Genomic DNA, 13,237 nt, shown 5'->3' with positions numbered 1-13,237 from the left:
GCGTGGCTCAGCTCACTTTCTTCTGCTCGGCGGCGTCGTGTTCGAAGAGGCTCTCCAGCTCCTTGCGGGCCTGGGCGGCCATCTCCGCGAGCTTCTTCTCGTCCTTGTGGAAGGGGTAGGTGGACATGAGCAACTGCTCGTCGTGCTGGCGGAACCGCTCCACCGTCTTCCGAGCCTCCGAGTAGGTGTACCCCAGCTCCTCGAGAATCTCTTCCGTCATCTCCAGGCTGGAGACCCACGTCTCGCGCATCACGTGCTGGATGCCCATGTTCAGCAGGGAGTACACGTGCTGGCGGTTGCGGGCCCGAGCGAAGATGGTGAGGTGGGGGAAGTGCTGTCGCACGGTCTCCGCCGTCCGGATGGAGGCCGCGATGTCATCGATGGCCAACACGAAGATCTTCGCCTTCTCAGCCCGCGCGGCGCGCAGCAGGTCCAGCCGCGAGGCGTCCCCGTAGTAGACCTTGTTGCCGAAGCGCTTGATGAAGTCGATGTGCTCGGAGCTCACGTCCAGGGCCGTGAAGCCGATGCGCTTTGCGCGCAACATGCGGGCCACCACCTGCCCCACGCGGCCCATGCCCGCGATGATGACGGGGTTGTCCTCCTCGGGGGCCACGTCGAACTCGCGCTGCACCTTCTTCTTGAAGCGGGGGCGCACCCACCGGGCGTAGGCGGTGAAGAGCAGCGGGGTGGTGACCATGGAGAGGCTGACCACGACGACCATCAGGTCCGCCAGCGCGTTCTCCATGACATGGTAGCCCACGGCGAGCCGGAAGAGGACGAAGGCGAACTCGCCACCTTGAGAGATGACGATGGCCATGCTGAGGGCCGGCTCGTTGTTCTTGAAGGCCCAGCGGCCGATGGCGAACAGCGCCACCGCTTTGATCGCCACCAGCCCGAGCACCAGGGCCAATACGAGCAGGGGCTTGGTGGTGACCAGGCCGATGTTCACGGACATGCCCACGGCGATGAAGAACAGGCCCAGCAGCAGGCCCTTGAAGGGCTCGATGTCGGCCTCCAGCTCGTGGCGGAACTCCGAGTCCGCCAGGAGCACGCCCGCGAGGAACGCCCCCAGGGCCATGGAGAGTCCCACCGCGCTCACCAGCGCCGCGGTGCCCATGACGAGCAGCAGCGCCGTGGCGGTGAAGAGCTCCTGGCTGTGGAACGAGGCCAGCACCTTGAACACGGGACGCAGCACGTAGCGGCCCGCCAGGACGACGCCCACGAGGACACCCGCCGCCTTGAGGGCGGAGACCCAGGTTGGCTCGGTGGACGGCGAGTCCGAAGTCCCCAGCAGGGGCAGCAGGGCCAGCAGCGGGATGACGGCCAGGTCCTGGAACAGGAGGATGCCGAACGAGGCCCGTCCATATTCGGTGGGCAGCTCGTTCTTCTCCGCGAGCAGCTGGAGGGCGAAGGCGGTGGAGGACAGGGACAGGCCCATGCCGGTGATGAGGGCGGTGGTGCCCTTCAGCCCGAGGAGCAGGCCCGCCGCGGCCAGCAGGAGCCCGGAGCCCACCACTTGGAGGCTGCCCAGGCCGAACACGGACTTGCGCAGCTCCCAGAGGCGCGAGGGCTGCAGCTCCAGGCCGATGAGGAAGAGGAGGAAGACCACGCCGAACTCGGAGAAGTGGAGGATGCTCTCCACGTCCGAGACCGCGCCAATGCCCCACGGGCCGATGATCATCCCCGCAGCCAGGTAGCCCAGGACGGAGCCCAGCCCGAGCCGCTTGAACAGGGGAACCGCCACGACCGCCGCGGCCAGGAAGACGAGGGCTTGCTGGAAAACCGACATATTCTCCTCATTGCACAGGCGTGAGGCTGTGGACAATCCGGCAGCGCCGGTCGAGTAGAGTGGGGGCCTGGCGCGCTGCGTCCTGGTCTGCCCGCCCTGGAGTTCCGAGCTTCGATGGAGCCTCTGCGCACTGCCTTTCTCCTCGCCATCGCGGGCGTACTGATGCTGGTGAGCGTCCTTCTGAGCCGGGCCTCGGGCCGTTCCGGGCTGCCGGTGGCGATGCTGTTCCTGGGCATTGGGATGGTGGCGGGCTCGGACGGCCCGGGGGGGATCGCGTTCAACGATTACGGCTCCGCCTTCCGGCTGGGCACGGTGGCGCTCGTCCTCATCCTCTTCGACGGTGGGCTCAACACGCCGCTGTCCGCCGTCCGCGCGGCCATCCGCCCGGCCTCGGTGCTGGCCACCGTGGGGGTGGTGGGCACGGCGGCGCTCATGGCGCTCGCGGCGCACTGGCTGTTTGGCTTCGAGTGGACCACGGCCTTGCTGCTGGGGGCCATCGTCTCCTCCACGGATGCGGCGGCCGTCTTCTCGGTGCTGCGCGGGAGCGGGCTGCACCTCAAGCGGCGCGTGGGGACGACGCTCGAGCTGGAGTCCGGTCTCAATGACCCGATGGCCGTGATCCTCACCGTGGCGCTCACGCAGAACCTGGCGCGAGGCGAGGAGCTGAACGGGTGGGCGTTGCTGCTGGAGTCGATGGTGCAGATGGCCGTGGGCGGCGCGCTGGGACTGGGGCTGGGGGTGGGAGGCCGGCTCCTCATCAAGCGCCTGCGGCTCCAGGTGGCGGGGCTCTACCCGGTGATGACACTGGCGCTGGCCTTCCTGGCGTTCGGGTTGCCCACGCTCTTCCAAGGCAGCGGCTTTCTGGCCGTGTACGCGGTGGGTGTGGTGCTGGGGAACGAGACCCTGCGCTACCGCACGGGCCTGCTGCGAGTGCATGACGCGCTGGCGTGGCTGGCGCAGGTGGCCATGTTCCTGGTGCTGGGGCTGCTCGTGTATCCCCGGGAGCTGCTGGACGTGGCGTGGGTGGGGCTGGGGCTGAGCCTCTTCCTGGCCTTCATTGCCCGGCCGCTGTCGGTGCTGCTGTGCCTGCTGCCCTTCCGCTTCCCGGCGGGGGAGATCGTCTACACGGGGTGGGTGGGTCTGCGAGGCGCGGTGCCCATCATCCTGGCGACCTACCCGGTGCTGGCGGGGGCTCCCGGGGCGCATGTCCTCTTCAACGTCGTGTTCTTCATCGTCGTGGTGAACGGCTTCATCCCTGGGATGACGGTGCCGTGGGTGACGCGCAAGCTGGGGCTGGCGGCGAACGTGCCCGAGCCTCCGCCCGCCGTGCTGGAGATCGCCTCCACCCAGCTGCTCAATGGCGAGCTGAGCGCTTTCTATATCGACTCGGCCTCGGCCTCGGCGGGGGCACGCATCTCGGAGCTGCCGTTTCCGCCCGAGTCCGCCGCGATGCTCATCGTACGAGGCCTGGAGCTGCTGGCTCCCAAGGGCGACACGGTCCTCAAGCCGGGGGACCACGTCTACGTGTTCTCGCGCACGGAGGATCTGCCCTTTCTGCGCCTGATGTTTGGCCAGCGGGAGGACGAGTAGCGCGCGAGGTGTTGCCCCAGGCATGCGATTTGGCCGCAGGTTCCCTTTACTTGGAACGGAGCCACGTAGTACCTGAGGAGGGCCATGTACTCGGGAGCGCGCACAGCACGGCTGCCCATTCAGGGGCGAGAGCCGCTCCGGCTGGTGCTCCTCGTGGGGCCGGCGCTGCTGGCGCTCGTCCTGACCACATGGGGGGCAGGGCTGTCGGAGCCTACGCCCACGCGAATCGCGCACGGCCGTGAGCCCGCCCGGTGCGTGAAGGTCACTCAAGGGACGCTGCCTGGCCCGGGGATGCTTGCCCAGCAGCCGTGCATGCAGCCCAAGGCCGAAGCGCCTCAGGAGTGGGCTGCCCTCACGAGTGCGTCCCCCGCGGTTCAGCTGCACGCGCAGCTGGCGTCGAGCCGGGGGCGCGCGAGGCTCCTGCCCGATGCGCAGTCGCTGGTCCGGCTGATCCGCCAGCGCCAGGACGCCATCATCCTGGCGTGGACTCACCGGATGCGAGACGCATCCGAGCCGGGGGCCGCCAGCCATACCGCGGATCGCCCTCAGATCGTCACACGGCCCCTGCGCGGCCCTCCCGCTCGCGGTTGAGGTGCTGCTGAGGGGGCGGCCCTTGGAGGGCCGCGCTCCTCGTCCGGCCTCCAGACGCGGCGCTCGCTCGAGCCCTGTGCTGCTGGGCCATTCACCCACCTTTGGATCCGCGCATCTGGCGCGGAAGGACCTCTCACTTGCAGAACCCTGAACCTGTCGTGTCTTCTCTGCGTCCCGAAATCCCCGAAGAAGAACTCCCCCAGCTCGGAGGAGCCAATCGCATCCAGTGGGGGCGGATGGGAGCCGCCGTCATCGGCTGCTCCGTGATCGTCCTTGCGGCGGTGATCTTCGAAGCCTGTAGCTGAGTTGCTTCAGCGGGCCGTTGGAGCGCGCCTCGCCCGGCGTAGCAGGCCTGGGCGAGGCACGGGCCTCGCCGCATCCTTACTCTCTCTCTTGGAGGTGCGCTCATGCACGGCGCCCATGATCTTCTGAAGGCCATCGCGTTGGTGATGTGCGTCGCTGCGGTCACCACGGTGTTGTTCCAGCGGCTGCGCCAGCCGGTGGTGCTCGGGTACATCCTGGCGGGCCTCATCGTTGGTCCCTATCTCCCCATTCCGCTGGTCGCGGACACGGGCATCGTCCAGACGCTGTCAGAGCTGGGCGTCATCCTCCTGATGTTTTCGCTAGGGCTGGAATTCAGCCTGCGCAAGCTGTTCGCGGTGGGACCCACCGCGGGGCTCACGGCCGTCATCCAGTGCAGCATCATGGTGTGGCTGGGCTTCGTGCTGGGCCGAGCCTTTGGGTGGACGTCCCTCGAGAGCATCTTCGCGGGGGCGCTCATCGCCATCTCCAGTACGACGATCATCGCCAAGGCCTTCGATGAGCAGAAGATCCGCGGGAGGCTGCGCGAGCTCGTCGTCGGTGTGCTCATCGTCGAGGACCTCATCGCGATTCTCCTCATGGCGCTGCTCACGGGTATCTCCACAGGGAGCGGCCTGTCGGCCGGAGATCTGGCCCTCACCCTGGGGAAGCTGGCGGCGTTCCTGGTGGGGCTGGTCGCCGTGGGGCTGCTGATCGTCCCTCGAATCATCCGCGCGGTGGTCAAGCTCAACCGGCCGGAGACGACGCTCGTGGCGAGCGTGGGGCTGTGCTTCGCGATCGCGCTGCTGGCGCAGGCGTTCGGCTACTCGGTGGCGCTGGGGGCGTTCCTGGCGGGCTCGCTGGTGGCCGAGTCCGGCGAGGAGAAGGAGGTGGAGCACCTCATTCAGCCGGTGCGGGACGTGTTCGCGGCCATCTTCTTCGTCTCGGTGGGCATGATGATCGACCCGGCGATCATCGGGCGCTACTGGGTGGCCATCGTGGCATTCACGGTCGTGGTCATCCTGGGGAAGATCGTCAGCGTCACCCTTGGGGCTTTCCTCACAGGCAATGGCACCCGTACTTCCGTGCAAGCCGGGATGAGCCTCGCGCAGATCGGCGAGTTCTCCTTCATCATCGCCAGCCTGGGCCTGTCGCTGAAGGCGACCGGGGATTTTATCTACCCCATCGCGGTGGCGGTCTCCGCCATCACCACGTTGACGACGCCCATGTTCATCCGCGCCTCGGGGCCTGCGGCGAACTGGGTGGACCGCAAGCTGCCCAAGCCGCTTCAGACCTTCGTGGCGCTCTATGGGAGTTGGCTCGAGCAGCTCCGCGAGGCCCCTCGGAAGCAGACGCTCGGCTCCAGCGTTCGGCGGAACATCGGCCTGCTGCTCGTCGACGCGGCGCTCCTGGTCGGGCTGGTGATTGGAACCTCACTGGCGCTGGGGAAGATCACCCATCGCGTCGAGGAGCAAGTGGGACTCAGTGAGTCACTGGCGGAGAAGCTCGTCATCGCCGGAGCGGTCATTCTGGCGCTGCCGTTCCTCGTGGGGATTGTCCGGGTGGCACGGCGGCTCGCGGGAGAGCTGGCGGCGGTGGCGCTCCCGTTGCGGGCGGAGGGAAAGACCGATCTGGCGGCGGCTCCCCGGCGGGTGCTCGTCCTCACGCTGCAGGTCATCATCGTGCTCCTGGTGGGCGCGCCCGTCGTCGCGTTCACGCAGCCGTTCCTCCGGGGCTACACCGGGCCACTCATCGTGCTGGGGCTCCTCGGCGTGCTGGGCGTGGCGCTCTGGCGCAGCACCACGAACCTGCACGGACACGTGCGGGCAGGGGCGCAAGTCATCGTGGAGGCGCTCGCCGCGCAGTCCCACGCGAAGGCTCCGGGGACGGAGCACTCCGCTCCGGCCCTGGAGAAGGTGCAGGTGCTGCTGCCCGGCCTTGGGACGCCCACGCCAGTGCGGCTGGAGGAGGCGAGCCCCGCGGTGGGAAAGAGCCTCGCGGAGCTGAACCTGCGAGGCTTGACGGGAGCGACTGTGCTCGCCATCCATCGAGGAGGGGAGAACGTCTCCGTCCCCACGGCTGGAGAGGTGCTCAAGCCGGGGGATGTGCTGGCCCTGGCGGGGACGCACGACGCCGTGGAGGCGGCCAAGGGCCTGCTGGCGCCTCTTCCCGAGGCCCCCGTCATGCCGGGCCCGTCGGAGAACCTCGCGTAGGAGGAGGAGCGACGTGTCCGGGGGGAGGCTGCGTCCGGTCGTTTCCGGGCGCTTCAGTCGAACAGCGCGCGCAAGGCCTCGCTGAGTGTCTCCACGGGCACCACTTGGAGCTTCTTCTCTTCCAGCCGCCGCGCGCTGCCGCTGGGGAGCACCACGCGTTGGAAGCCCATCTTCACGGCCTCGGCGAGCCGGGGCTCCACTTGACCCACCGCGCGCACCTCGCCTGCCAGGCCTACCTCTCCCAACACCAGCGTGTGCGGGTCCATGGGACGGTTCTGCAGGCTGGACACGAGCGCCGCGCACACGGCCAGGTCGCACGCGGGCTCGGACAGCTGCATGCCGCCTGCCACGTTGACGAACAGATCACATCCCACCAGGGGGATGTCTTCCTTCTTCTCCAGCACCGCCGCCAGCAGCGCCACGCGGTTGCCATCCACGCCGATGGCCGTGCGCCGCGCCGTGCCGTAGCCGGTGGGCGCCACCAGGGCTTGGACTTCCACCAGCAGTGGCCGGGTGCCATTGAGCGTGGACGTCACCACGCTGCCGGACTTGCCCACGGGCCGCTCCGCCAGGAAGAGGGCGGACGGGTCCGGTACCTCCACCAGCCCCAGGCCCTTCATCTCGAAGACGCCGATCTCGTTGGTGGAGCCGAAGCGGTTCTTGTGCGCGCGGAGAATGCGGAACGGGTGTCCCCGCTCGCCCTCGAAATAGAGGACGGTGTCCACCATGTGTTCCAGCACGCGCGGGCCCGCGATGGAGCCCTCCTTCGTCACATGGCCCACGATGAAGGTGGGCACCCCCGAGCGCTTGGCGAAAGCCATCAGCCTCCCGGCCACCTCGCGCACCTGGGTGATGCTGCCCGGCGCGTTGCCCAGCTCTGGCAGGTACATCGTCTGGATGGAGTCCACCACCAGCGCCGCGGGCTTGAGGGCCTCGGCCGCGCTCAGCACCCGGTTCGCGTCCGTCTCCGCGAAGAGATGCAGCAACTGGCTCTCCACGCGCAGCCGCTCGGCGCGCATCTTCGTCTGCCGCAGGCTCTCCTCTCCGGACACGTAGAGCACGGGCCCATGGCGGGAGAGCCGGTCCAGCGCCGCCAGCAGCAGCGTGGACTTGCCGATGCCGGGATCACCTCCGAGCAGCACCAGCGAGCCATCCACCACGCCGCCGCCCAGCACGCGGTCGAACTCGGCGATGCCGGTGCGGCGGCGGGCTTCCACTTCACCGCTCACGTCCTTGAGCAGCACGGGCTTGGCGGCTCCGCCCGAGGCGCCCCAGGCCGGGCGCTTCTCGTCCACCTTTGACTCGGTTTCCTCCAGCAGCGAGCTCCAGGCGCCGCAGTCCGGACACTTCCCGAGCCACTTCGCCGTTTGGTACCCGCACGCCTGGCAGGTGTAGTGCGTCTTTGCCTTCGCCATGGGTAGGGTTGTCTAGCCCGTCCCTCTGACGTTTCCCCCACTTTTCAACGTTCTTTGGGGAGCCTCGAGCAGGCAGCCGTCTGGAGAGCGGGCAGGCAGGGGAGCGCTCGCGATGCAAAGGTTCGCCGGCAGGTTGTCCTCAGCGCCTGAGAACACCACTTTGGTTCCCAACAGCGCCGCACGCCGCGGTGCTCTCCATTCAAGGAGGCAGTCATGGGTATCATCGCGTTTCTGGTGATTGGTCTGATCGCGGGCCTGATTGCTCGCGCGCTCATGCCGGGGAATCAGTCCATGGGGCTGTTGGCGACCACGCTGCTGGGCATCGCCGGCTCGTTCGTGGGCGGCTTCGTGGCTTCGCTGTTCTACACGGATGGCCGTGTGTTCGACCTGCATCCGACGGGGCTCATCTTCTCGGTGATCGGCTCGATGTTGTTGCTGTTGCTGGTGGGGATGGCTGGCCGCAGCCGTCGCGTCCGAGTCTGATGACCTGACTGCCGGGAGGGGTGACGGGACCGGTGCTCTGGGATGACTGGAGCGCCGGTCCTGTCGTGTCGGGGGTCAGCGGGCCGCGCCGAACTGCTCCAGCACGCCGAGGAGTTCTCCCAGGTGGGCCAGCTGCTTGAAGCGAGGCTCGTGGAGGGGAGCCTCGGCGTGCTCGAGCGCCCACGTATGGGTGTGCGGCACGTAGACGCCCCAGCTTCCGGCCTGGATGGCCGGGATGACGTCGGATTTCAGGGAGTTGCCGACCATCATGCTGCGCTCGGGACCATCGCCGTGGCGGGCGAAGATGCGCTGGTAGGTGGCCGCGGTCTTGTCACTGACGATCTCGACCGCGTTGAACAGGTCGCCGAGCCCGGACTGGGCGAGCTTGCGCTCCTGGTCGAAGAGGTCTCCCTTGGTGATGAGGATGATCCGGTAGGAGCCGGCCAGTTGCTCCAGGGTCTCCCGGACATGGGGCATGGTCTCCACCGGGTGGCTGTGCATCTCACGGCCCGCGAGGAGGATCTGCTGGATGACGGAGGCGGGGACGCGGCCCTCGGTGACCTCAATGGCCGTCTCGATCATCGAGAGGGTGAAGCCCTTGATGCCGAAGCCGTAGTGCTGGAGGTTGCGCTTCTCGGCCTCGAGCAGCCGGGCGGAGAGGTGGTGGGGCTCGGCGTGATCGGCGAGGAACTCCGTGAAGCGCTGCTCGGTCAGCCGGTAGAAGTGCTCGTTCTGCCAGAGCGTGTCGTCGGCATCGAAGCCGATGGACGTGAGGGCGGGAGTGGAAGGCATGGCAGGCCCGGCCTACCACACCCAGGCCTGGCTCAGGGCATCGGTCTAACTCTCGCGGAACACGGCCGCCGGATCGAGGCGGCTGGCACGCCAGGCGGGCAGCAGCGCTGCGGCCACTCCGACAGCCAGCAGCGTCAGGGTGGCTCCCGCCAGTGAGAGCGGGTCCACCGCGCTGATGCCGTATAGGAAGGTGGAGAGCAGCCTCGCCAGGATGAGCGCCGCGATGGTGCCGATCACGCTTCCGGTCAGCACCAGCGCTCCGCCCCGGCCCACCACCTGCGCTATCAGGCGAGACGGGCTCAGCCCCAGGGCGATGCGGATGCCCAGGTCCCTCTGGCGCCGGCGGACGAAGTGCGCCGTGACGCCGTACACACCCACCGCGCCCAGCACCACCGCGAGCGCCGTGAGCAGCACCAGCACGGACATCACCTGCCGCGCGGGACCGATTGCCTGCGCGAACACCGCCTCCAGTGTGGTGGTGCGCTGCACGGCGACGGAAGGCGCCACAGCGGCCAGCTGGCGGCGAGCGTCCTCGAGCAGCGCCGCGGGATCGTGGCCCGGCTGCGCGCGGAGCACCAGCGTGTGCCGGGTCGGCGTGTAGTCCGTCAGCTGAGCATAGAGCATGTACCGCGCCGGGACTGGCCCATCCGTGAGCCCCGCCTCCGCCACGTCCTCCACCACGCCGACGACTCGCGCCCACTGGCCGCTCCCCGAGGCGATTCGCCGCCCCAGTGGGCTCTCGCCCGGGAAGTACTTCGCGGCGAGCGCGTGGTTGACGACGACTGCGAGCTCCGAGCCCTCGCGGTCGTCCGTGCTCAGCAGACGGCCCTCGAGCAGCTGGATCCCCGCCGTCGCGAAATACCCAGGCGTTACCAGCCGCACATAGGTGGTGGTGCGCGGAAGGTCTGGCTTGTCCTCCAGTGCCATTCCCCAACTGTCACCCGAGCCCCGCAGGGGCAGCTTCTGCGTCACTCCCGCCGCCCGAGCGCCTGGCACTGCCGCGAGCCCCGTCTCCAGCTCCGCCAGCATCCGCCGCCGCGCCTCGGGAGCGACGTTCGCCTCCATCACCACGTCCAGCACCGCCACACTGCCCGTGTCCACGCCCGGATCGATGGCGCGCAGGTTCGCCACCGAGCGCACGAGCAGCGCCGCTCCCGCCGTCAGTAGCACCGCGAGCGCCACCTGTCCCACCACCAGCGCACCCTCGGTCCGTCCTCCACGCGCACCAATGCCGCCTGTCCGCGCGTTCCCCAGCGCACGCTGAGGATGGGACTTCCGCAGCGACCAGGCCGGCAGCATCGCCACCCCCAGTGCCGCCAAGAGCGCCAGCACCAGCGAGGCGAAGAACACCCCCCAGTCCAGTGAGCCCCGTGCGGCCAGCGGTCCGAGTGGGAGTGCCGAAGAAAGGAGCCGGAAGCCCTGCGCGGCAATCACCGCGCCCACTCCCGCCGCCGACAGCCCCAACAGGAGCGCCTCCGCGAGCAACTGCTGCGTCATCCTCCGGCCATCCGCGCCCAGCGCCATCCGGACCGCCAGCTCGGTCGCACGGGCGTCCACCTGCCCGAGCATCAGGGCCGTGACGTTGGCGCACGCGATGAGCAACAGCACTGCCATCGCCGTGAGCGTCGCCAGCAACGGCAGCTGGAGCGGTCCGAGCAGGTGCTCTCGCAGGGGCGTCAGCGCAGGCGCGCGCGTCTTGTCCCACTGCGCCGGGTACTGGAAGCGCTCGCCGAGCCGCGAGGCCATCCGCTTCAGCGCCAGGTCGAGCGCGGCCCCCTCCGTCCCCGGTGCGCGCCGTCCCACCAGCGCGTAGTTGCCCGAGCCATCCTCCTCGTTCAGTTGCTCCACCCGCCACGCGCGCACCGTGGGGTCCGGGAACCAGAAGCCCTTGGGCGTCACCCCCACCACCGTGTGTGTCGTCCCATCGAGCTCCACCGTGCTCCCCACCAGCGACGGCTGCGCACCGAGCGACTCGAAGAGCGCGTAGCTGAGGACCACTGCCGGTGCGGCCCCCGGACGGTCCTCGTTGGGCTCGAAGCCGCGGCCGAGCGCCGGACGCACTCCGAGCACGTCGAAGAGCCCAGCGGTCGTGTTGACGGCCGAGATCAGCTCGGGCGCCGAGTCCGCGCCGCGCCGCAGCGGCAAGTCCCTCACCGTGAACGCCGCCACACCGCTGAACCCGGACCAGTCGGGCGACAGGTGGAGGAACTCCCGCTCGGACCAGTCCCCCGGATTCCAGAACAGGCCCAGCCGCTCCTCGTTGGCGTAGGGCAGGGGCGTCATCAGCAGGCCTCGCACCAGCCCGAACGCCGCCGCCGTTCCGCCCACGCCCAGCGCCAGGGTGAGCACCGCCAGCAGGGCATAGGTGGGACGGGACCGCAGGCGCCGCGCCGCGTACCGCAGATCAATGATGAGGCTCTCCATCAGAGGCCCTCCTGGGCGGAGACGGCTGGAGGCCGGCTCGAAGCCGGTCCAGCCGCGAGAGAATGTGCGCCGCGCCAGCGGCGGTACCGACCCGAGCACTTGCCGCCACAGCCACGCCCGCGCCGCCCGCCGGCCCTCCCGGACGTGCCGGGCAGTGAACTCAGCCGACAGCTCGGCAATCACCTCGTCCCGTTCGGAGTAGGGAAGGCACACGCGCAGCAGCGTCAGAGGGAGACGGGGGACCTCCGGGAGGTCTCCATTCCTCGGATCGGACTGCGGCACGCGCACCTCGGCTCGCTGGGCGGGAGGGTGGTTACTACAATGTAGAATACGAATCCAGCGACGGGCAATTGCAGCGCCTTTTCCGGTAGCCTCATTCTTCCCTTGGGGGGAACCGTGACTGAACGACGCAATCTGATGTCGCCCGAGATCCGGGCCAATCCGTACCCTTTCTATGCCGAGCTGCGCCGGGATTCCCCGGTGGCCCAGGTGGATCCCGGCGGGCTGTGGGCCGTGAGCCGTTATGAGGACATCCTCGGCGCCCTCAAGAACCCAAAGCTCTTCTCGTCCGCGGGGCTGCGGCTGGCGGCGGAGCCACCGTGGGCCGGACGCCCCAACCCCATGTCCGCCTCCATCATCTTCATGGATGATCCGAAGCAGCACGGGCGCCTGCGAGGCCTGATCAACCGCGCCTTTGGCCCCACGGCCCTGGCCCGGCTCGAGCCGCGCATCCGCGCCGTGGCCGAGGAGCTCACCACCCGCGTCCTGTCCCGTCGGCAGGTGGACTTTGTTGAGGATTTCGCTCTGCCGCTGCCTGCGAGCGTCATCGGCACCCTGATGGGGCTGGAGCCCGAGTTGTACCCCCGCTTCAAGCAGTGGTCGGACGACATCGTTGCCGTCAGCGTCACCCAGCCGGGAGACACCGAGCTGCTGGCGCAGTACCGGCGCACGGTGGACGAGATGGAGCAGTACCTCTCGGAGGTCATCGCGCGCCGCCGGAAGACCCCAGGCGACGACATGGTGAGTGACTTGCTGAGCTCTCGCATCGAGGGCGAGGCGCTCACCGACAAGGATCTGATGGGCTTCCTGTTCCTGCTGCTGGTGGCCGGGCTGGAGACGACGGTGCACTTGCTCGGGAACTCCGCAAGGCTTCTCGCCGAGCACCCGGACGTCTTGGCCCGGCTCCGCGCGGACCGCGCCCTCATCCCCGCGTTCCTCGAGGAGGTGCTTCGCTTCGAGCCGCCTGTGCACAGCACCATGCGCCTGTGCACCGAGGACACGACGCTGGCCGGTGTCTCCCTGCCTCGTGGGAGCGTGCTCGCGCTGCTGCTGGCCTCGGGCCTGCGGGACGAGCGCTACTGCGCCGACGGTGATCGCTTCAGCCTGGACCGGAAGGGGCCCCACAACATGGCGTTCGGCCACGGCATGCACTTCTGCCTCGGCGCGGCCCTGGCCCGGATGGAGGGGCGCGTGGCCCTGGAGGTGCTCCTGCCCCAGTGCTCGGCGCTGGCCCGCCGCTCCGAGGCGCTCGAGTGGAACCTCTCCATGACGGTCCGCGGCGTGCGGGCGCTCCCCCTGGAAGTCCGCCCCGCCTGAGTGTGTCGGACAAACACCGACACTTGTCAACCTGCCCGCGCCCG

The 13,237-nt window shown here is 68.9% G+C and carries 9 protein-coding genes; 5 read left to right on the top strand and 4 right to left on the bottom strand.

From position 1 onward, the window contains the following. Positions 1-7: 7 nt before the first annotated feature. The gene (locus tag DB31_RS28225) at positions 8-1,789 is read right to left on the bottom strand and encodes a monovalent cation:proton antiporter-2 (CPA2) family protein (RefSeq protein WP_044193138.1); all 1,782 of its coding nucleotides are present in this window, start codon (positions 1,787-1,789) and stop codon (positions 8-10) included. Positions 1,790-1,903: 114 nt separating this feature from the next. On the opposite strand from DB31_RS28225, the gene DB31_RS28220 reads away from it, so the two are divergent. The 3 genes from DB31_RS28220 to DB31_RS28210 all read left to right on the top strand — a co-directional run bounded on the left by DB31_RS28220 (position 1,904) and on the right by DB31_RS28210 (position 6,483). Further along, positions 1,904-3,379, top strand: a complete 1,476-nt coding sequence (locus DB31_RS28220; protein WP_044193137.1) for a potassium/proton antiporter — start codon at positions 1,904-1,906, stop codon at positions 3,377-3,379. 84 nt (positions 3,380-3,463) lie between these two features. Next, a complete protein-coding gene (locus tag DB31_RS28215; RefSeq protein WP_044193135.1) occupies positions 3,464-3,970 on the top strand; it encodes a hypothetical protein in 507 nt (168 codons plus the stop codon). A gap of 407 nt (positions 3,971-4,377) precedes the next feature. Continuing rightward, the gene (locus DB31_RS28210; RefSeq protein WP_044193134.1) at positions 4,378-6,483 is read left to right on the top strand and encodes a monovalent cation:proton antiporter family protein; all 2,106 of its coding nucleotides are present in this window, start codon (positions 4,378-4,380) and stop codon (positions 6,481-6,483) included. A gap of 53 nt (positions 6,484-6,536) precedes the next feature. Here DB31_RS28210 and radA read toward each other — a convergent pair whose 3' ends face one another. Next, on the bottom strand, positions 6,537-7,898 hold the full coding sequence (radA, locus tag DB31_RS28205; protein WP_044193132.1) for a DNA repair protein RadA: 1,362 nt from the start codon (positions 7,896-7,898) through the stop codon (positions 6,537-6,539). A 213-nt stretch (positions 7,899-8,111) separates the two neighbouring features. Here radA and DB31_RS28200 point away from each other — a divergent pair, with 213 nt between their 5' ends. Next, a complete protein-coding gene (locus DB31_RS28200) occupies positions 8,112-8,381 on the top strand; it encodes a GlsB/YeaQ/YmgE family stress response membrane protein (RefSeq protein WP_044193130.1) in 270 nt (89 codons plus the stop codon). A 75-nt stretch (positions 8,382-8,456) separates the two neighbouring features. Here DB31_RS28200 and DB31_RS28195 read toward each other — a convergent pair whose 3' ends face one another. Continuing rightward, positions 8,457-9,173: an HAD family hydrolase gene (locus DB31_RS28195; protein WP_044193128.1), complete on the bottom strand. Its 717-nt coding sequence runs from the start codon at positions 9,171-9,173 to the stop codon at positions 8,457-8,459. Positions 9,174-9,218: 45 nt separating this feature from the next. Next, entirely contained in the window at positions 9,219-11,879 is a 2,661-nt protein-coding gene (locus DB31_RS28190; protein WP_044193126.1) for an ADOP family duplicated permease, read from the bottom strand. A gap of 114 nt (positions 11,880-11,993) precedes the next feature. On the opposite strand from DB31_RS28190, the gene DB31_RS28185 reads away from it, so the two are divergent. After that, positions 11,994-13,193 carry a cytochrome P450 gene (locus DB31_RS28185; protein WP_044193125.1) on the top strand — a complete coding sequence of 400 codons (1,200 nt, stop codon included), beginning with the start codon at positions 11,994-11,996 and terminating at the stop codon, positions 13,191-13,193. Positions 13,194-13,237: the final 44 nt, after the last annotated feature.

Origin of the sequence: Hyalangium minutum (genome assembly GCF_000737315.1) — a bacterium.
Lineage (GTDB): Bacteria > Myxococcota > Myxococcia > Myxococcales > Myxococcaceae > Hyalangium > Hyalangium minutum.
The sequence above is the reverse complement of the archived record's forward strand: the minus strand, read 5'-3'. Positions and strand labels throughout refer to the sequence as shown.

Coding starts and splice junctions, on each gene's coding strand:
- DB31_RS28215 (WP_044193135.1), top strand. CDS start 3,464: ATGTACTCGGGAGCGCGCACAGCACGGCTGCCCATTCAGGGGCGAGAG.
- DB31_RS28210 (WP_044193134.1), top strand. CDS start 4,378: ATGCACGGCGCCCATGATCTTCTGAAGGCCATCGCGTTGGTGATGTGC.
- DB31_RS28195 (WP_044193128.1), bottom strand. CDS start 9,173: ATGCCTTCCACTCCCGCCCTCACGTCCATCGGCTTCGATGCCGACGAC.
- radA (WP_044193132.1), bottom strand. CDS start 7,898: ATGGCGAAGGCAAAGACGCACTACACCTGCCAGGCGTGCGGGTACCAA.
- DB31_RS28220 (WP_044193137.1), top strand. CDS start 1,904: ATGGAGCCTCTGCGCACTGCCTTTCTCCTCGCCATCGCGGGCGTACTG.
- DB31_RS28225 (WP_044193138.1), bottom strand. CDS start 1,789: ATGTCGGTTTTCCAGCAAGCCCTCGTCTTCCTGGCCGCGGCGGTCGTG.
- DB31_RS28200 (WP_044193130.1), top strand. CDS start 8,112: ATGGGTATCATCGCGTTTCTGGTGATTGGTCTGATCGCGGGCCTGATT.